This window comes from Bradyrhizobium sp. LLZ17, assembly GCF_041200145.1.
Taxonomy (GTDB): Bacteria; Pseudomonadota; Alphaproteobacteria; order Rhizobiales; family Xanthobacteraceae; genus Bradyrhizobium.
This window is the reverse complement of record NZ_CP165734.1, coordinates 1,138,610-1,157,710: the sequence shown is the minus strand read 5'-3', so window position 1 is coordinate 1,157,710 and position 19,101 is coordinate 1,138,610. Positions and strand designations below refer to the sequence as shown.

Genomic DNA, 19,101 nt, shown 5'->3' with positions numbered 1-19,101 from the left:
CGACTGGACCTATCAGATCAGGAGATTTGGGAGACTCGCGCCGGCGCTTTACTTCGCCGCGGCGTCGTCCTTGGCGCTTTCCTTTGCGCTATCCTTGGCCGGCTCGCCCTTGGCGCGCACGCCGGAAATCATCGAACGCATCTGGCGCACCCGCACGCCGTCGGAAATCTCGAACTCGATCTGGTCGTCATCGACGACCTTGGTGACCTTGCCGACCAGGCCGCCCGAGGTCACGACCGTGTCGCCACGGCGAATGTTCTTCACGAGCTCGGCATGGTCCTTCACCTTCTTCTGCTGCGGACGCAGAATCAGGAAGTACATGATCACGAAGATCAGGGCGAACGGCAGCAGCGACATCAACATGCTGTTGGTGTCGCCGGCGCCCGCAGCCTGGGCATACGCAGGGGTAATGAACATTCGGACGATCCTCGTGGAAACGGGGGAAGCCGGTCAGGCCCTGAGGGCGACCGGTTCGGTCAAATTCGCGCGGACTATAGCGGCCACCGTCCCAATTGCAACGCTGCCAGACCGTCGATTTGGCTATCTTGCGGCGCCGCCTCAGGCCCGATAAGGCTGCATTCTCAGGAACTTCGGACATGCCCAGAAAACCAAGCAAAAGCCCGGCCGGCAAAGGCCCCCGTACCCCTGCCGGAAACTCCGCCCGCGTTGCGGCAAAAGGCCCCAAGGCGACCTCCAAGGCAGCGTCCAAGGCAACCTCCAGGGCAGTCTCCATCCCAGCTCCCACGGACCTCTCCCAGGAGCGCATCGTCCGCGCGCTGGAGACCATAGCGGCGCACCTCTCCGCCCAGAGCAAGCCCGTCGCAACGCCCGAATCGTTCACGCGGGCGGATGCCTATGTCTGGCACCCGGACGGACGCCTCGCCGCGGTGCCACGGGTCAGCCGTGTCGAGCTGTTCCTGCTCAAGGGCGTCGACCGGATGCGCGACATCCTGATGGAGAACACCGAGCGCTTTGCCAACGGCCTGCCCGCCAACAACGCCCTGCTCTGGGGCGCGCGCGGCATGGGCAAATCGTCGCTGGTGAAGGCCGCGCACGCCAGCATCAACGCGGAGCGCAAGCCCGCCGAGAAGCTGAAGCTGATCGAGATCCATCGCGAGGACATCGAGACCCTGCCGGCGCTGATGGAGCAATTGCGCGCCTCGCCGTTCCATTTCATCGTGTTCTGCGACGATCTTTCCTTTGACGGCAACGACGCTTCGTACAAGTCGCTCAAGGCTGTGCTCGAAGGCGGCATCGAGGGGCGGCCCGAGAACGTCATCCTCTACGCGACCTCCAATCGTCGGCATCTGCTCGCGCGCGAGATGATCGAGAACGAGCGTTCGACCGCGATCAATCCCGGCGAAGCCGTCGAAGAGAAGGTGTCGCTGTCGGATCGCTTCGGCCTCTGGCTCGGCTTCCACCGCTGTAGCCAGGACGAATATCTCGCCATGGTGCGCGGCTATTGCAGCCATTTCGCCATCAAGGTCGGCGACGAGGCGCTGGAGCGTGAGGCACTGGAATGGTCGACCACGCGCGGCTCGCGCTCGGGCCGCGTCGCCTGGCAATTCGTGCAGGAGCTTGCGGGACGGCTCAGCGTGAGGCTGACGGCCGAGTAAGGCTAGCTATCGCTCCACTCAATCCTGCTATCGCCCGCGAAGCCGGGCGATAACACCGTCCATGCGAAGGCTACGTACGCCTCACGCGCCGTTGAGGAATTGAAGCGGGTCAACCGGGCTCGATCCCTTGCGGATCTCGAAGTGGAGTTGCGGCGAAGCCACCTCCCCGGATTGACCCGACTTGGCAATGATCTGGCCGCGCTTGATGGGATCGCCGCGCTTCACCAAGAGCTCACTCGCATGGGCATATGCCGTGACGTAGCCGTTGGCGTGCCGAACCAGGACCAGATTGCCGTAACCCTTCAGCTCGTTGCCGGAATAGGCAACGACGCCGTCTTCCGCCGCCTTGACCGGCGTCCCTTCGGGCACCGCGACATTGATGCCGTCATTGGACTTGCCGTTGGTCTTGGCGCCGTAGCTCGTGATCACCTTACCGCGCACTGGCCAGCGGAAGGTCGGCAGCGCGCCAGTGGCTTCGGCAGCCTTCGCCGGCGTTTCGGCGGCCTTGTCTTCGATGTTGGTGGTGGCCTGGGCCAGACGGGCGCTCTGCGCCGGCGTGGCAACGGCAGCCATCTTGGTGGAGGGCGCGGGAGCTATCGCAACGGGTTGCAGCGCCGCCGCAACAGGGGCGGCCGTGACAGGCGCCGGAGCCATCGGCGCCGCGACCGCAGCGGTCCTGGCACCCGGTACGGTCAACTTGGTGCCGAGTTTGAGTTTTGCCGACGCTTCGAGACCATTGGCGCGGGCGAGTTCGGCCGCCGAGATATGATTCTTGCGGGCGATGCTGGCGAGCGTGTCGCCGTGATTGACGAAGTGAATGCTCGGTGCCGCGGCCACGACAGCGACCGGCTTCGTCGCCGGAGCCATCACGGGAGCCGCCGCGACCGGAGCCATCGCCGGTGTGGTTGCGGCAGCCGTCGCGCCGGGATGCGGAATCACCAATTGCTGGCCCGGCGAGGCGCGCGCGGGCCCTTGTAGCCGTTGGCCGCCATGATCGCCTGCGGCGTGACGTGATAGCGCTTGGCAAGCACATCGAGCGTGTCGCTGGTGCCGACGATGATCTTGGTCCCGCCGGCCGGCTGGGCTGCAGCGACCGAGCGCGGCGGCACGGTACCGGTGGTTTCAAGACGCGGGTGGGCCGGCGGCGCATAGGAGCCGACGCCACGTCCGCCTCCGGAGACGCCACCGCCTGCGGCAACGGGATAGGACTGCGGCGCGGCAACCGCCGGCGGCGGCAAGGGCTGAGACTGGTAAGAACCGGGCTGCGTCTGCGGCCGCGAATATTGCGGCAGCTCACGCTGCGGAGGTGCCTGCTGCACCGAGCCGGTCTGCTCGGACGCGAAAGGATTCGAGAAGTTTGACTGGGACAGCCGCGACTGCATGTCGGCGCTGCACCCTGCAAAGCTGAACGAGATCAGCGCCAGCACCGCAACCTGCGGCACGCGGCGCGAGTAAAGCAACTCGGCGACAACAGACATGGTTACTCACTGGTACGCAACAGAACTGATGTTTTAAGTAAACACGCGCCGAGTAAATAACGGCTTAACCCTCCCAATAAGATGTTGGCAGCACAGCCAATCCGGAAATCTACAGCTCCCGCGCCACGCCGGGCAGCGCGGGCACGAAGCGAACCTCGACGAGTTCCTTGCGCTCGATTCCGGCCTCGCCGCGGCGCAGGCGGGTCAGCGTCTGCACGCCCTGATGAGGACCGACCGGCGCGATCAGGATGCCCCCGAGCTCGAGCCGCTCGATCAGGTTCTCCGGAATCTGCTCCGTCGCGGCGGTGACGATGATGCGATCGAAGGGGCCGATATTGGGAGGCAAGTTGAGGCCGTCGCCGAGCATCACCTCGACATTGTGGTAGCCGAGCGTCTCAAGCCTGGCGCGCGCGGCATCCGCGAGCCTGCGGTAGCGCTCGACGGTCAGAACCTGGCCCGCCAGCCGCGACAGCACGGCTGCCTGATAGCCGGATCCGGCGCCGATCTCGAGCACACGATGCTGCTTCTGGAGCTGCAGCTGCTCGGTCATGTAGGCGACCACGAAGGGCTGGCTGATAGTTTGGCCGCAGGCGATCGGCAGCGCACTGTCCCGATAGGCGCCGTCGCGGTCGGCTGCGTCGACAAACAGCTCGCGAGGCACCTCCTCCATGGTCCGCAGCACCGCCTGATCGCTGATGCCCCGACGTCTCAGCTTGAGCTGAAACATCATCTTTTCCGGCGGGTGCTGATGGGAAGCCATTGCTGTCTGCATTCGTCTCGGAGGGGCTGGATCGATCTTTTGCGTTGTAGCGGTCCGGTTGAAAATCTTGTTCCGTATCAGGAACCTATGATAACCTTCCGGCGCAGCACTTGACCACGATTGGCTTGCGACAGATTAGGCTATTTGCAGGTTTGCGTTGGTGTAAACGCGCATTGCGTCGCTTGGCGTTATCTGCGATCGTTTTCTGCAATGGGCAAGGACTCGGTTATGACTGCGACAGGGCTTTCGGGCCGCTCTGTATTCCTCGTCGAGGACGAGGTCATGATCCGAATGATGGTCGCGGACATGCTGGAAGAGCTCGGCTACAAGGTCGCGGCCGAAGCGGGCGATATCGCCGAAGCGATGCGGCTTGCCCAGGCGACCGAGTTCGACATCGCCATCCTCGACGTTAATGTCAACGGCAAGGTCATCTCGCCGGTCGCGGACGTGATCAGGGCGAAGGGCTGCCCCTTCATCTTCGCAACCGGCTACGGCTCATCGGGCCTGCCCGAGCAATATCGCGACCGGCCGGCGCTGCAGAAGCCATTCCAGCTCGAAGCGCTCAGCAAGACCATTGCAGCCGCGCTGCGCGGCCGCTAGCCGCTATCGCCAAATCCGCGCCTTATTTCAGCGTCGCGCCCAGCGCTTCGGAAAATGCTTCGTTGGTGCGATCGAGCCTGAGCGGCGTGACCGAGACGTAGCGCTCGCGCAGGGCTGCGAGATCGGTGCCGTCTGCGGGTGTGTCCATCATCGCCGCGCGTTCGAAGCCGATCCAGAAATAGGGATTGCCGCGGCCGTCCCGGCGCTCGTCGATCCTGAGAAAGCCGAGATTGCGCTTGCCCTGCCGCGTGACGCGGATGCCCAACACATCTTCCGGAGCACAGGCCGGGAAGTTGACGTTGATGACGGTGTCCTTCGGGATGCCCGCGGTGATCACCTTGCGCAGGATGTCGGGCCCGAATTTGCGCGCAGTGTCCCAAAGTGGCCGTTCGCGGGTCTCAAGGCTGAATTCCTGCGACAGAGCGAACGACGGAATGCCCAGGATGGTGCCTTCCAGAGCACCGGCGATGGTGCCGGAATAGACCACGTCCTCGGCGACGTTGCGGCCCTTGTTGACGCCGGAGAGCACGAGATCCGGCAGCTGGGCGCCAAGGATATGGCGCGCCCCCATGATGACGCAGTCGGTCGGCGTGCCGCGCACGGCGAAGTGGCGCGGGCCAATCTCGCGCAGGCGCAGGGGATCGTTCAGGGAGAGCGAATGCGACACGCCGGACTGGTCGAGTTCGGGCGCGACCACCCAGACGTCGTCAGACAATGCGCGGGCGATCTCCTCCACGACCTTGAGGCCGGGAGCGTGGATACCGTCGTCATTGGTGCAGAGAATGCGCATGCGAAAGGTCGATTCCTGAAGCGGAGCTCAAGCCGTCTTATCCGGCTATCGCCGATCAGGCAAACCGCCAGGCACTCGCCAAACGGTCCGTCAGCTGCGGATGCGCCATTGCGGCAAGAACCGTGCGAGCCTGCCCTCCGCCCGCAGCACGAAGGCCGCGGGAACCGGGGGGCGTGCCGCGGCCGGAGGCGGGGCCAGCAAGTCGGTCAGCGCGGGTGCCGTCATGCCGGGAAAGCGCGCGCGTGCCATGGTCACGGCCGCGTCAAAATCCTCGAGATTGACGCCGGGCTTGGCCCGCCGGCTTTGCACATGCGCCTCGTCCCAGAGCCTTTCGATGTTGATGTCCAGCACGCCACGCAGGCGCTGGTCGACGGCCTGGATGCCAGCACCCGTCACCGCCCATTGTCTGCCGACCCAGAAGATATCGCGATGCAAGGCCATGGACGGTCGGTTCGCAATGACGGGTGGCCGGTAGGATAACCGGCCGCCCGATCTTCGCAACCAAACGTTTCGACGTTTTCAGACGGACAACGCAATTACTCGCGCGCGACCACCTTGAGCCCGCCCATGTAGGGCTGGAGCACGCTGGGGACCGCGATCGAGCCGTCCTCCTGCTGATAGGTCTCCATCACAGCGATCAGCGCGCGGCCGACCGCGGTGCCGGAGCCGTTCAGGGTGTGCACGAAACGCGGCTTGCCGTCGGGCCCGCGCGAGCGCGCATCCATGCGCCGCGCCTGGAAGTCGCCACAGTCCGAGCAGCTCGAGATCTCGCGGAAGGCGCCACCCTCACCTTGCCCGGGCATCCAGACCTCGATGTCGTAGGTTTTTTGCGCCGAAAAGCCCATATCTCCTGCGCACAGCGTCATCACGCGATAATGCAGGTCAAGTCGACGCAGCACCTCTTCTGCACACGCCAGCATTCGCTCATGCTCGTCCTTGCTGCTTTCGGCCGTTGTAATCGAGACCAGCTCCACTTTTGTGAATTGATGCTGCCGGATCATGCCGCGGGTGTCGCGCCCGGCGGCACCGGCCTCGGCGCGGAAGCACGGCGTCAGCGCGGTGAGCCGCATCGGCAATTGCTTCTCGTCGAGAATAGATCGCGCGCGAGGTTGGTGAGCGAGACTTCCGCGGTCGGAATCAAGCCAAGGCGCTCGGTGCGCAGACGCTCGTGATCTGGTGAATCGAGCAATTCGCCCTTGATCGCCCAAAACTGATCGTCCTCGAATTTCGGCAACTGCCCGGTGCCGAACATCACCTCGTTGCGCACCAGGAGCGGCGGGTTGATCTCGGCGTAGCCGTGCTCGGTCGTGTGCAGGTCGAGCATGAACTGGCCGATCGCGCGTTCGAGTCGTGCCAGTCCCTTCTTCAGCACGACGAAGCGCGCGCCGGAGAGTTTTGCCGCCGCCTCGAAATCCATGTAACCGAGCGCGTTGCCGAGATCGTCGTGCAGCTTCGGCGCGAAGCTGTAGTTGCGCTTGTTGCCGAAGACGTGGTGCTGGACATTGCCGTGCTCGTCGAGACCATCGGGGACTTCATCCAGCGGCAGATTTGGAATCGCGGAGAGCTCTTTCGTCAGCTCCTCGTCGGCTGCCTTGGCGGCGGCCTCGAGCTGCGGCATCGTGGTCTTCAACGCCGCCACCTCGGCCATCAGCTTGGCCGCGCGCGCGTCGTCCCTGGCCTTCTTTGCGTCGCCGATCTCCTTCGAAGCCGCGTTGCGACGCGCCTGCGCCTGCTCCGAAGCCAGGATCGCCGCCCGCCGTTTCTCGTCGATCGCGAGCAGCGAGGCTGACAACGGCTTCAGGCCGCGCCGTGCGAGGCCGGCGTCGAAGGCTTGCGGATTGTCGCGGATCGATTTGATATCGTGCATGGCCGTGGTCCTGAGGGCTGTCGCCAACTTGCAACGTTCGACGTTGTAAGCTCGCACATAGCCCCTAGCACGCCTGTCATCGCCCGCGAAAGCGGGCGATCCAGTATTCCAGAGGTGTCGGCGATCATCCGAGCGGCCGCGGCATACTGGATTCCCGCCTGCGCGGAGAATGACACCGGGAATGTGGCGCCCTATTCCGCCGGATTGGCTGGCGACGACGCGTCGGTACCGGACGAGGCCTGCGAGGCGGCTGCCTTCTTCTCCACCATGGAGACCGCGATGATCGAGCCCTCATAGAGCGCGAGCAGCGGGACCGCGAGCGAGCACTGGCTGAGCACGTCGGGCGGCGTCAGCACGGCCGCGATGATGAAGGCGACGACAATGAAATAGCGGCGTTTCTCGCGCAGCATTTTCGAGGTGATGATGCCGATGCGGCCGAGCAGCGTCAGGATCACCGGAAGCTGGAAGGCGATCCCAAAGGCGAAGATCAGCGACATCATCAGCGACAGATATTCGCCGACTTTGGGCAGCAGCTGGATCTGCGCGGTCTCGTCGCTGCCCGCCTGCTGCATGCCGAGCGAGAAGCGGACCAGCATGGGCAGCACGACGAAATAGACCAGCGCCGCGCCCAGCACGAAGAAGAACGGGGTTGCGACCAGATATGGCAGGAAAGCCTGCTTCTCGTGCTTGTAGAGGCCGGGCGCGACGAATTTGTAGATTTGGGTTGCTACGATCGGGAATGAGATGAAGCCGGCGCCGAACAGCGCGAGCTTGAGCTGGGTGATGAAATATTCCAGCAGCGCCGTGTAGATGAATTTCGAGTTCTCCGGCCCCGCGATCCACACGAACGGCCAGACCAGCACGTTGTAGATCTGCTTGGCGAAGAAGAAGCAGAAGATGAAAGCCAGGCCGAAGCCGAGCAGCGCCTTGATCAGCCGCGAGCGCAGCTCGATCAGATGGTCCATCAAAGGGGCTTTGCTGGCCTCGATCTCGGCGTCGCTCATGACGCTTTGGCGTCCTTGATCGCCTCGGACGGCGCGGTGTCTTGGATGACCTCGGCCGGCTCGACCTCGCGGGTGATCGCAAGCGGCTCGTTCACCGCCGCATGCGCCTCGGCTTCGACAAAGGTCTCAGGTGTCGGGGCTTCGGGTGTCGTCGGAGTTGCCGCAGCTTCGCTTGAAACGGGCGACGCTTCGCCTGAAGTCGGCAGCGCTTCAGCTGACGTCGCAGGAGCGTCGAGGCCAGCGGATGTGGTGGTTTCGGCCGGCTTGTCGAGCGGATCGACGCGCAGGGCGTCGCTGACGTCCTTCTGGAGCGAGGTCATCAGATTGTTGCCGGCGAAACCCGAAGCCGCTTCCTTGACCTCGTCGAAACTCTTCTTGAGGTCGGCCATCTCGGCCTCGCGCATCGCTTCCTGGAACTGGCCCTGGAATTCGGCGGCCATCTTGCGGGCCTTGCCCATCCATTGACCGACCATGCGCAACACGCCCGGCAACTCTTTCGGGCCGATGGCGACCAGGGCCACGACCCCGATCAGAACCAGTTCACTCCACCCGATGTCGAACATCACGTCTTCCGTTCACGCAAAGCCACGACCGGCCCAATCCTTGCGCGCAGGATCGGGTCCGCTACCCGCGTCTCGCGTGCTCTCTGGTTCAGACGGCCTTGCTGCCGACGTCGGATCGCGCCGCGGTTGGCGCGGCGGTGTGCTCGATGGACTTGGACGGCTCGGGCTTGTCGGCGACCTTGTCGTCGTCCTGCATGCCCTTCTTGAAGGCCTTGATGCCCTGCGCCACGTCGCCCATCAGATCCGAAATCTTGCCGCGACCGAACAGCAGCAGGACAACTGCGATCACCAAGATCCAGTGCCAAATGCTAAGCGAACCCATCCTGCAACCCTCCAAACGCGCATGGCCGGGACCCCGGCCGATCTTCACCGGAAACGTAGGCTTCGCAGGTGTCAAAAACAAGGACCAAGGCAGCGCCAATTCGCTGTTGGCACTACGTAATCTTGCTAGTGTTAACTGGTCGCAGGCGTCGAAACGAGGACCGGACGTCAGCTCTCGTCGCCCCCCTCATTGCCGCCTTCCGGGGTCTCCGGCTCAACCGCCGGCGCCAGCGCGAGATCCAGGTCCTCGCCCGGTTCCAGCGGATCCTCATCCTCGCGCAGCGTCGGATCGTCGGACGGGTTCGGAACGCTGAATCCGGTCGGCAAACGCGAATCCAGCAGGCCCGTGCCCTTCAGCTCCTCTAGCCCTGGCAAATCGCCGAGCTGTTCCAGGCTGAACTGCGACAGGAAGTCCTCGGTGGTTCCGAAAGTCAGCGGACGGCCAGGGGTCTTGCGGCGGCCGCGCGGCTTGATCCAGCCGGTCTCCAGCAGCACGTCGAGGGTGCCCTTCGAGGTGAGGACACCCCGGATCTCCTCGATCTCGGCGCGCGTCACCGGCTGGTGATAGGCGATGATCGCCAGCACCTCGATCGCGGCGCGCGACAGCCGACGGGTCTCGGTGCTCTCGCGCGTCATCAGCCAGGCGAGATCGCCGGCAGTACGGAACGTCCACTTGTTGGCGACGCGCACGAGGTTGACGCCGCGCGTGGCATAGTCGGCCTGCAGCTGTGCCAGCGCGACCTTGACATCGACGCCTTCCGGCATGCGCTTGGCCAGCGTCGCGGTATCCAGCGGTTCGCTCGAAGCAAACAGCAGCGCTTCGAGCAGCCGCAACTCTTCCGGGCGCGCCTGGGGTTCGTTCTCCATCGGCTCGACCTCTTCTACGCGAACTTCCGCCAAAGCCATGGCAGCTTCTCCTTCTTGCACTTAGCCGACCGGCGCGTCGGGCGCGGGAGCTGCGTCCGGAACCGGTTGATGGCGTCCCTTGCGGAAATAAATGGGCGCAAACGCCTCTTTCTGGTTCAGCTCCAGCTGACCTTCACGCACCAATTCCAGAGCCGCGGCGAAGCTCGAGGCGAGCACCGTCGCGCGCTGCGTCGGGTCAGCGACGTGCTGGAGCAGAAAGTCGTCGAGGACGCCCCAGTCATCCTGTTCGGTGATGCTGCCGACCAGCCGCTCCAGCGTGGCGCGCGCCTCAGCGAGCGACCACACCGTACGTTTGGCAAGATGCACGTTCGCCAGCACGCGCGACTGGCGCTGCGCGGCGTAGGCGGTGAGCAGGTCGTAAAGCGTCGCCGTATATTTCGGATGCCTGATCTCGGCGATATGCTCGGGCTCGCCGCGCGGAAAGATATCGCGCAGCAATTGCTGCCTGTTCATCAGCCGGTTGGCCGCTTCGCGAATGGCTTCGAGCCGGCGCAACCGGTTGGCAAGCGCGGTGGCCATCTCCTCCGCGCTCGGCCCTTCCGCGGACGGCGGCTCCGGCAGCAACAGACGCGACTTCAGGAAGGCAAGCCAGGCCGCCATTACGAGATAGTCGGCGGCAAGTTCAAGCCGGATCTTTCGCGCGGCTTCGATGAAGTGGAGATATTGGTCGGCCAGCGCCAGGATCGAGATCTTGGACAGGTCGACCTTCTGCTGTCGCGCCAACGCGAGCAACAGATCGAGCGGGCCTTCGTAGCCCTCGACGTCAACCACCAAGGCCGGCTCGCCGTCGGCAAGCTCGGCGGGCCGCCCGGTTTCAAACGATAGGATTTCTGCGGTCATGCGGAGGCCGTGTTTGCCCGTACGATCAATGCGTCCAGTTCGGCGCGTGCGGCCGTCCGGTCGAACGGCTGCGGCGGCTTGCGCGCGGCGAGCGCGGCGTTCGCCCGCGCCAGCGCGATGCCTGACAATTCGGGCGTCTGGGCGGCGACGTCGCGCATCTCCTCGATCTTGCCGTTGCAATGCAAGACCATGTCGCAGCCTGCGGCGAAGATGGCGCGAGTGCGCTCGGCAAGATTTCCAGCCAGCGCGTTCATCGACACGTCATCACTCATCAACAAACCCTGGAACCCGATCGCGTGACGGATCACCTGAGCGATCATTGTCGCAGAAGTCGTCGCCGGATGGGCGGGGTCCACGGCGCTAAACACAACATGTGCAGTCATTGCCATCGGCAGATCCGCGAGCGGCTTGAACGCCGCGAAGTCGGTCCGCTCCAGCTCGTCCCGCGGCGTATCGACGGTCGGCAGCTTGAAATGGGTGTCGGCGGTGGCCCGGCCGTGGCCGGGAATGTGCTTCAGCACGGGCAGCACACCGCCCTGCTCCAGCCCTTGCGTCACAGCTCGGGCGATGGCCGCGACCTTGCCCGGATCGGTGCCGTAGGCCCGGTTCCCGATCACGGCATCGGCGCCCGCGACCGGGACGTCGGCCAACGGCAAGCAATCCACGGTGATGCCGAGGTCGGCCAGATCGGCCGCGATCAGGCGGGCGCTGAGACGTGCAGCGGTCAGTCCGAGCGCCGAATCAGTGTCGTACAACGTCCCGAAAACCGCGCCCGCTGGGTAGAGCGGCCAATGTGGCGGGCCCAGCCGCTGCACCCGTCCGCCCTCTTGATCGATCAGGACGGGAACGCCAGCGGCGCCGGAGGCCGCGCGCAATTCCGCAACCAATGCAGCAACTTGGGCCGGACTCTCGACGTTGCGTTTGAAGAGGATGAAGCCCCACGGGCGCTCGGCACGGATGAACTCCCGCTCGGCGGCGGTCAGTCCGGTTCCGGAAACGCCGGTGATGAAGGCCCGCGTGCTCATGACCGCCGATTAACCCTGCCCCGTGAGGGGGTCAAGGAAACCGCCGCTAATTCCTCTGGACGAAGCAGGTCGGCAAGCCAGCGGACTTGAGATTGTTGCAGGCTTGCGTCGCTTCTTCGAGCGAACCATACGGCCCGGCGAAGGCGCGGTAGACGATTCCCTTGCCCTTGTCGGTCAGGTCGACCCTCTTGACCACCGGTCCGCGAGAGCCAAGCACGCTGCCATATTTGCTCTGCAGAACCCGGTAGGACGCGGCGGCGCTATCCTCGCTCTGCTGCGAGGACACCTGCACGACATAGCCACCGCCTCCGCTGGTCGCCGGCGCGATCTGCGTTGGATTGGTTGCGGCCATCCGCTGCGGCGGCTCAGCCGGCGCGGCCTGCGGCGCCAGCGAGAGCGGCTGATTAGCACTGGCGTTGGCCGAGGTCGGCGGTGTGCGCGGCGCGGCGACTTGCTTCGGGGCGGCGACAGGCTTTGCGGCGGACGGCGCAGCCGCTTGCGGGGCGGTGCTGTCGGTCTGATCGCCCCGCACAGCCACGGTCCTGACGGAACGCGGCGCGTTACCCGGCATCGTTCCGTTGCTCGGAACAGGACCGGCGCTCGGCGGTGGAACGGTGGACGGCGATACGCTTGCGACCGGCGGCGGGCTGGCGTTCTGGTTCAGCGCCGGGAACACCACGCGCGGACCGGCCGCCTTGGTGTTCACATCCACAGGCGCCTCCTCGCGCGGCACGATCTTCTCGCTGCCGTCGCCAGTGACCATGCGGTCCGGCACCTTGGCGGAGGAATCCGTCGGCGCCGGCACGATCTTGGTCGGCGTGTTGTCGGCCTTGATGATCGGCGGCTCGCCGCTGCGGGGCGAGCCCATATAGGTCTTATAGGCGAAGGCGCCGCCGGTTCCGACCACTGCCAGCGCCAGGATCGCCGCGACCGTCATCATGCCGCCGCGCGATTTCCTGGGCTCGTCGAGATCGGCCTCGGGATACTCGCTCTGGAAGGCGTAGGGATCGTCCGGATAGGCCGGCTCGCGCTGAAGATCCTGTTCGCCCGCCTCCAGCCGGCCGTAGAGCGCATCATCGTAGCGCGCCGGATCCGGTTGCTCGTGTTGCTCCTGGTAGGCTTGTTCCTGACGGTAGGCCGGGTCCTGATAAGCTTGATCCTGGTAGGCGTGATCCTGACGCGCGTGCGCTTGACGAAAATCAGGCTCGGGCGCGGTTGGCTGGGCCGAATAACGGTGCAACGGATGAACCGGGTTTACTGAGACGGGATATTCGGGCTCGGAAGCGGGAGCAGACTGTGGCTGCACATTGGCACGCCGCATCCATGAGGGCGGTCCAGACTGCTGCGGCGGCGCCGGCTCGGCATAGTCCTGCTGGTCGTCGTCCTGCGGATAATTGTCTTCCTGATAGCTCTGCGCAGGCGCCGGCCCCGGCCGCGCACCCGGTCGGCCTTGTGCAGCGAAGGGATCGGTCTGCCCGATCAGGCGGGCGAGTTCGGCCAGCGGATCGTTCTCCGCCTTGGCATGCTGATCGGCACCGCGACCAAAGTCGTCGGAAGGAAACGGTCTGTCGTGATATCGATCGGCCATCGTGATGATGCGTCCCTTCGGGAAAGCCGCGCGCCCCTCGACCAAGGCGCGGCTTTCGACCCACAAGGCTTTCAACCAAGTCTAAGCGATCCAGCTTCTGCCGGTATCCCCAAATTCCCATTAAGTAGTTCGCCCCAAAACTACCGCATCTCGTCCGGGGCATGGACGCCGAGGATGGCGAGGCCCGATGCCAGGACGGAGACGACGCCCTGGACCATGGCCAGCCGCGCCTTCGTTAGATCTGCATCATTATTGATAATGAAGCGTAAATAGGGCAAATCGCGCCCCTTCGTCCAAAGTGCATGAAATTCGCTGGCTAAATCATAGAGATAGAAGGCAATTCGGTGCGGCTCATGGGCGCTGGCGGCCCCTTCCAGCATGCGCGGATATGTTGCGAGGCGCTTAAGAAGTTCGAGTTCCACCGGGTCTGACAGCCGTTCCACCGCCGACTCGCGGAGCCACGCAATGCGCTTGTCGGAGTCCTCCGGGAGTTCCGGGAACACGTCGGCTCGCGCATTCCGGAAGATCGAGTGACCGCGGGCGTGGCCATACTGGACGTAGAACACCGGGTTATCGCGCGACTGCTCCATGACCTTGGCAAGGTCAAAGTCGAGGACCGCGTCGTTCTTGCGGTAGAGCATCATGAAGCGGACGGCGTCCTGGCCGACTTCATCTACCACCTCACGCAAGGTGACGAAGTCCCCGCTCCGCTTGGACATTTTCACCGGCTCGCCATTGCGCAGGAGCCGGACGAGCTGGACGATCTTGACGTCGAGCGCACCCTTGCCGGAGGTCGTAGCTTTTACCGCCGCCTGCATGCGCTTGATGTAGCCGCCATGGTCGGCGCCCCACACGTCGATCATCTCGGCGAAGCCGCGGTCGAACTTGTTCTTGTGGTAGGCGATGTCGGACGCAAAGTAGGTGTAGGAATTGTCCGACTTGATCAGCGGGCGATCGACGTCGTCGCCGTAAGCCGTCGACCTGAACAGCAGTTGCTCGCGGTCTTCCCAATCCTCGACCGGGGCCCCTTCGGCGGCGGCAGGCGGCCTTCGTAGACGTCGCCCTTGGCGCGCAGGAAATCGATGGTCTGAGCGACCTTGTTGTTCCCGTTCTCGATCAGGGAACGCTCCGAGAAGAACACGTCGTGGCGGATGTTGAGGGCGGCGAGATCGTCCTTGATCTCGTCCATCATCATCGCGATCGCCTTGGTGCGAACCACCGGCAGCCACGCGGTCTCGCTCTTCGCGAGCAGCTTATCGCCATGCTCTTTCACGAGCGCCGCGCCCACCGGCTTCAAATAGTCGCCCGGATAGAGCCCTTCCGGAATGGCGCCGATATCCTCGCCAAGCACCTCGCGATACCTAAGGAAGGCGGAGCGCGCGAGCACATCGACCTGAGCGCCGGCATCGTTGATGTAGTATTCGCGGGTGACGTCGTGACCTGCGAAATCAAGCAGACTCGCCAGCGCGTCGCCGAACACGGCGCCGCGGCAATGGCCGACATGCATCGGTCCGGTCGGATTGGCCGAGACGTATTCGACGTTGGCCTTGGAGCCGCCACGGGCACGGCCGTAATCGGCCCCCTCGCGCAGCACCGTCCGTAGCGCCTCCGCCCAAGCGGCGGGCTTCAGTGTCAGGTTGATGAAGCCGGGACCGGCGACATCGACCCTGGCGATCAGGGCGTCGGCGCGGAGCCGCTCGGCGAGCTTTTCGGCGAGATCGCGTGGCTTCGCCTTTGCCTCTTTCGAGAGCACCATGGCGGCGTTGGTCGCCATGTCGCCATGGGAGGAATCGCGCGGCGGCTCGACCACCACGCGCGAAAAGTCGATGCCCTCGGGCCAGCTGGCTTCCGCCGCGAGCGCGCGGCAGGCGGCGCGCACGCGCGCGAGCACGTCGGCGAACAGATGCAGCGAAGAGGATGTGTCGGGCATGGCCGCCGCCTAACGCAAATCCGGGGTCGAGTCAAAGAGCCGTTGGTGCTCGGTCAGGGCGAAACGGTCGGTCATTCCGGCAATGAAATTGCCGATCCGGCGGGCCCGGTCGGCCTCGTCGTCCCCCTCCGCCTCCACCAGCCATTCCGGCGGCAGTTCGCCCGGGGATGTCAGGTATTTTGCGAACAGGTCGAACAGGATCTGTTCCGCCTCCCGCATCACCCGCACCACCCGCTTGTGGCGGTACATATGCTGGTAGAGAAAGCGCTTGATCGCGGCCTCCTCCTCGGCGACCGCCGCCGGGAAGGAGATGACCGCCCGGCTCTGCCCGCGCACATCTTCGGCCGATAGCGGCCTGACCGCGGCAAGGTTCTTCTGCGCTTCCGCGAATACCGCGCCGATCAGATGCGAGATCAGCTCGCGCACCAGTTCGGCGCCGCGTCTGACGTCTTCGAGACCAGGATAATGCGCAGAGGTCTCGGCGATGATCTCGGCGGTGAGCGGCATCACCTTGAGATCGTCGAGGTGGAACAAGCCGGCACGCAGGCCGTCGTCGATGTCATGGGCGTCATAGGCGATGTCGTCGGCAATCGCCGCGACCTGCGCTTCAAGCGAGGCGAAGCTCCAGAGCTCGAGGTCGTATGTCTTGACGTAGTCGGCGATCCCGACGGGAACGCCGTGCTCACGGTAGCGCCCGACCGGCGCACCGCTGCCATCCGTCAGCGGCCCGTTGTGCTTGACGATGCCTTCCAGCGACTCCCAGGTCAGGTTGAGACCGTCGAACTCGGGGTAGCGGTGCTCCAGCGAAGCGACGACGCGCAAGGTCTGGGCGTTGTGGTCGAAGCCGCCGAAATCCTTCAGGCAGGCATCCAGCGCCCGCTCGCCGGCATGTCCGAACGGCGGATGGCCGAGATCGTGGGCGAGCGCCAATGTTTCCGTGAGGTCCTCGTCCAGCCCGAGCTGACGCGCCAGTGCACGGGCGATCTGCGCCACCTCCAGGGAGTGGGTCAGCCGGGTGCGGTAATGGTCGCCCTCGTGGAACACGAACACCTGGGTCTTGTACTTCAGGCGGCGGAACGCGGTGGAGTGGATCACCCGGTCGCAATCCCGCCGGAACGGGCTGCGGGTCTGGCTCGGCGGCTCCGCGACCAGCCGGCCGCGGCTGCGATCGGGGTCACAGGCATAGGATGCGCGGGGGCAGCCATTCCGACGGACACGGCGAATTTAGTCCCTATCCATTTGATTCTGCGTATGGTGACACATAACTATGTCGCGTGCGGGATACCAATCGAATTGGGCAATTGACCTTGATATGACCGCCGGACGATCGGAGACGAACCATGACGACTGACGTGACCATCAGTGCCAAGGCCGCGCGCCGGATCGGGGAGATCCTCAAGGGCGAAGGGTCTGGCGCGATGCTGCGGATCTCGGTCGAGGGCGGTGGCTGCTCCGGCTTCCAGTACAAGTTCGACATTGACCGTGCCCGCACCGACGATGATCTCGTGATCGAGCAGGACAATGCGGTGGTGCTGGTCGATTCCGCGTCCCAGCCGTTTTTGGCGGGATCGCAGGTCGATTTCGTCGACGACCTGATCGGTGCCTCGTTCCGCGTCAACAATCCGAACGCGACCGCCTCCTGCGGCTGCGGAACCAGTTTCTCGATCTAGCCCAACTCAAAATCTGAAGAACAACCCCATGCAAAGTAGCCGGGATGCCGCCACCGCGCATTTCGGCTTTTGCGAAAATCATTTGACGCGTCGGGCAAAACAGGGGTAATGTGTGATCATCGCGAGGTCCCCAACGGGGGCTCGACGGCGCACACACGTGGTGGGTTCGATACAGCCCAACGCCGATGCGGCCCCTGGCGCAGTCCACATCGCAAATCGACGAGATTGAGCGATCGCGCAAGTTTGGCTTAGCGAGCCGTCCGCAGATTCTGAATGGTGGTTAAGTGTCAGTCGTGACCTGATCCCACGGTTGTTCGCTGTATCCGACAAGCCAGTTCAAAGCATAGTGTCTTTCTTGGGTGACGCCAGGATCTAGAGCTGCCGGTACCTGCTGTCCTTTGATACGGGCGTTCGTAACAGCCCAGTGATACCTGTAGATCAGATCGGCCTGATCAAGAATCTCGGCGATCGGACGAAGTTCGGGTCTTCGATGAATTGAGAGGTTGTCCTTTCGGCCATTGTCCCTGCGGCGAATTCCACATCGCAAATCTGCGCTGGCTTGCCTAGTTGCGCAACGAAGCCCAATGCCCAAAGCAGAGTCCAGGCGGCTTCGTGCCTCCAAGTGAATTGAATTCGGTCGTGCTGCGAGGGAGAATTGTCGAGCACGAAGGAGAGCTCCTTGGGGGTTAGATGTGGCCGGAGTTCATATGTTTCTAGAATTCGTTCAACTAACTCCTCGTCAAGTCCTTCGCCTTTTGCAGCAACGAAAAGGAGACAAAGAGTGCGCAGCGCGACTTCTTCTTTAGATCGCTTCAGCGCCTCAGCCGTGGTCTCAATAACCGGTAATGCAGCAAAGAAAGGTACGCCCTCGGCTTGAAGGATCCTCTCTGATCTGCGCCTTCTATCAATAGCTTCCGCTGAGATCGCCCCATTCTCCGTTGACACCCTCCCGTTCATCGCGCCAATGCCCCCAACGCTTGTCAAACATACAATATCACGAGACATCCTCGCCCCGCGACAAGATCGAGCATGCTGCCGCTTGGAGCGCATGCCTGACTGCGGCATCATAGCGCCACGGCGAAGCAATAGTGCCCATCTTGATCGGCCGTGGCGTACCAATAGCGGAAGTCAATTATCAAATGCGCATGATCGATCGTCTGTTCTGTTGCTTCGTTCTATTCCTTGCAATCGCAGCCATCCCGGTGCTTCCCGTGCACGCTACTGAGCCCTGCCCGTTCATCAGCACCCAGGAGCTCGCTGGCGCGATGCCGGCGCTCAAATGGTCGCTGATTTCAAATCAGGACGGCCGCGGCTGCATCTACCAGGGCGGACGCGGCGACACCATGATGTTGACCGTGTTCCGCAATCCCGACAAGGACCGCGCCAAGGAATTGTACGCGACCTTCGTCAAAACGCTTGGCGAGCGCATGCCGCTTAACGCGGTGTCCGGTATCGGCGACGAAGGCCAGGGCGGAACGAGCGCGGCCGGCGCGGAGCGCCAGGAGGCCTCCGTCGTTGCTCTGTCCGGCGACTACATTCTGCAGATCAGCGTCTATCCGATCGGCCGGCGTGCCGACGACGCACTGCTCGGACCGACCACCCAAGCCGCGCGCGTCGCCATTGGCAATGTGAGCAAGACCAGCGAGCGGTTCGGCACTTGCGAATGGCTCACGGCCGCCGATGCCGACGGCTTTCTCGACAAGAGCACGCTGCAGGTCCAGCGGACCGGCGCAGGAAGCTGCATGATGTTCGATCGCGAAGCCAACACCATGGCAGTCGCGGTGATCGCGATCTCGCGCGACACGGCCGTCAGCATGATGAAACGCACCGGCCCGTGCCAGCACGTCGCGATCCCCGAGCTCGGCAGTGAAGCGTTCGGCGAGCATTCCTGCACCAAGGGCAACGGCAACGCCGTCAACATCTTCGTCTGGAAGAACGGCAGGCAGGCTTCGATCCTGTTCGCGCCGGTCAAGCCGCATCCGGAGTCCGGCTCGGTCGAGCGCCTGAAGGTGGTCGCCGCGCGAGTCCATGGAAAACTGTAGCGGCGGCGCGTTTACACTGACGGCTGTCGTCCACCTGGATAGAGTACTGGTTCGCGCTCGCTCTGCTCCAACAGCAACCA

16 protein-coding genes and 4 pseudogenes are annotated in these 19,101 nt (G+C 64.0%); 4 read left to right on the top strand and 16 right to left on the bottom strand.

Annotated elements, in window-relative coordinates; genetic code table 11:
- Positions 1 to 48 precede the first annotated feature (48 nt).
- Positions 49 to 417 carry a preprotein translocase subunit YajC gene (gene yajC, locus AB8Z38_RS05755; protein WP_148753779.1) on the bottom strand — a complete coding sequence of 123 codons (369 nt, stop codon included), beginning with the start codon at positions 415 to 417 and terminating at the stop codon, positions 49 to 51.
- A gap of 179 nt (positions 418 to 596) precedes the next feature.
- Here yajC and AB8Z38_RS05750 point away from each other — a divergent pair, with 179 nt between their 5' ends.
- Complete coding sequence (locus AB8Z38_RS05750; protein WP_369723495.1) at positions 597 to 1,616, top strand: ATP-binding protein; 1,020 nt, start codon at positions 597 to 599, stop codon at positions 1,614 to 1,616.
- Between the two features lie 81 nt (positions 1,617 to 1,697).
- Here AB8Z38_RS05750 and AB8Z38_RS05745 read toward each other — a convergent pair.
- Together AB8Z38_RS05745 and AB8Z38_RS05740 are read right to left on the bottom strand one after the other, a co-directional pair.
- Positions 1,698 to 3,094: pseudogene (locus AB8Z38_RS05745) on the bottom strand (peptidoglycan DD-metalloendopeptidase family protein).
- 109 nt (positions 3,095 to 3,203) lie between these two features.
- Entirely contained in the window at positions 3,204 to 3,854 is a 651-nt protein-coding gene (locus AB8Z38_RS05740; protein ID WP_369723494.1) for a protein-L-isoaspartate(D-aspartate) O-methyltransferase, read from the bottom strand.
- 228 nt (positions 3,855 to 4,082) lie between these two features.
- On the opposite strand from AB8Z38_RS05740, the gene AB8Z38_RS05735 reads away from it, so the two are divergent.
- Positions 4,083 to 4,454, top strand: coding sequence for a response regulator (locus tag AB8Z38_RS05735; protein WP_369723493.1), 372 nt, complete (start codon positions 4,083 to 4,085; stop codon positions 4,452 to 4,454).
- A gap of 22 nt (positions 4,455 to 4,476) precedes the next feature.
- Here the strand turns inward: AB8Z38_RS05735 and surE are convergent, their stop codons facing one another.
- The 12 genes and pseudogenes from surE to AB8Z38_RS05675 form a co-directional block, all read right to left on the bottom strand.
- Positions 4,477 to 5,244 (bottom strand): 5'/3'-nucleotidase SurE, encoded by a 768-nt coding sequence (surE, locus tag AB8Z38_RS05730; RefSeq protein WP_369723492.1) that lies wholly within the window; start codon positions 5,242 to 5,244, stop codon positions 4,477 to 4,479.
- 90 nt (positions 5,245 to 5,334) lie between these two features.
- Positions 5,335 to 5,685, bottom strand: coding sequence for a hypothetical protein (locus AB8Z38_RS05725; protein WP_369723491.1), 351 nt, complete (start codon positions 5,683 to 5,685; stop codon positions 5,335 to 5,337).
- A gap of 95 nt (positions 5,686 to 5,780) precedes the next feature.
- Positions 5,781 to 7,111, bottom strand: a pseudogene (gene serS, locus AB8Z38_RS05720) (serine--tRNA ligase).
- Positions 7,112 to 7,302: 191 nt separating this feature from the next.
- On the bottom strand, positions 7,303 to 8,115 hold the full coding sequence (gene tatC, locus AB8Z38_RS05715; RefSeq protein WP_369723490.1) for a twin-arginine translocase subunit TatC: 813 nt from the start codon (positions 8,113 to 8,115) through the stop codon (positions 7,303 to 7,305).
- Positions 8,112 to 8,678 carry a Sec-independent protein translocase protein TatB gene (tatB, locus tag AB8Z38_RS05710; RefSeq protein WP_369723489.1) on the bottom strand — a complete coding sequence of 189 codons (567 nt, stop codon included), beginning with the start codon at positions 8,676 to 8,678 and terminating at the stop codon, positions 8,112 to 8,114. The genes tatC and tatB overlap by 4 nt, the downstream gene beginning before the upstream one ends.
- 88 nt (positions 8,679 to 8,766) lie before the next feature.
- A complete protein-coding gene (locus tag AB8Z38_RS05705; RefSeq protein WP_148739762.1) occupies positions 8,767 to 9,000 on the bottom strand; it encodes a twin-arginine translocase TatA/TatE family subunit in 234 nt (77 codons plus the stop codon).
- A 167-nt stretch (positions 9,001 to 9,167) separates the two neighbouring features.
- Complete coding sequence (gene scpB, locus AB8Z38_RS05700; protein ID WP_369723488.1) at positions 9,168 to 9,905, bottom strand: SMC-Scp complex subunit ScpB; 738 nt, start codon at positions 9,903 to 9,905, stop codon at positions 9,168 to 9,170.
- A gap of 21 nt (positions 9,906 to 9,926) precedes the next feature.
- On the bottom strand, positions 9,927 to 10,766 hold the full coding sequence (locus AB8Z38_RS05695; RefSeq protein WP_369723487.1) for a ScpA family protein: 840 nt from the start codon (positions 10,764 to 10,766) through the stop codon (positions 9,927 to 9,929).
- Positions 10,763 to 11,791 carry a beta-N-acetylhexosaminidase gene (gene nagZ, locus AB8Z38_RS05690; protein ID WP_369723486.1) on the bottom strand — a complete coding sequence of 343 codons (1,029 nt, stop codon included), beginning with the start codon at positions 11,789 to 11,791 and terminating at the stop codon, positions 10,763 to 10,765. Before nagZ ends, AB8Z38_RS05695 begins: the two co-directional genes overlap by 4 nt.
- Before the next feature lie 46 nt (positions 11,792 to 11,837).
- Positions 11,838 to 13,379 (bottom strand): SPOR domain-containing protein, encoded by a 1,542-nt coding sequence (locus AB8Z38_RS05685; RefSeq protein WP_369726754.1) that lies wholly within the window; start codon positions 13,377 to 13,379, stop codon positions 11,838 to 11,840.
- Between the two features lie 140 nt (positions 13,380 to 13,519).
- Positions 13,520 to 15,309 (bottom strand): annotated as a pseudogene (argS, locus tag AB8Z38_RS05680) (arginine--tRNA ligase).
- Between the two features lie 9 nt (positions 15,310 to 15,318).
- Positions 15,319 to 16,533, bottom strand: a complete 1,215-nt coding sequence (locus AB8Z38_RS05675; protein ID WP_369726752.1) for a deoxyguanosinetriphosphate triphosphohydrolase — start codon at positions 16,531 to 16,533, stop codon at positions 15,319 to 15,321.
- A gap of 116 nt (positions 16,534 to 16,649) precedes the next feature.
- On the opposite strand from AB8Z38_RS05675, the gene erpA reads away from it, so the two are divergent.
- Positions 16,650 to 16,979, top strand: a complete 330-nt coding sequence (erpA, locus tag AB8Z38_RS05670) for an iron-sulfur cluster insertion protein ErpA (RefSeq protein WP_369723485.1) — start codon at positions 16,650 to 16,652, stop codon at positions 16,977 to 16,979.
- 280 nt (positions 16,980 to 17,259) lie between these two features.
- Here the strand turns inward: erpA and AB8Z38_RS05665 are convergent.
- Positions 17,260 to 17,936 (bottom strand): annotated as a pseudogene (locus tag AB8Z38_RS05665) (DUF4272 domain-containing protein).
- Positions 17,937 to 18,118: 182 nt separating this feature from the next.
- Here AB8Z38_RS05665 and AB8Z38_RS05660 point away from each other — a divergent pair.
- Positions 18,119 to 19,021 carry a hypothetical protein gene (locus tag AB8Z38_RS05660; protein WP_369723484.1) on the top strand — a complete coding sequence of 301 codons (903 nt, stop codon included), beginning with the start codon at positions 18,119 to 18,121 and terminating at the stop codon, positions 19,019 to 19,021.
- Positions 19,022 to 19,101 lie beyond the last annotated feature (80 nt).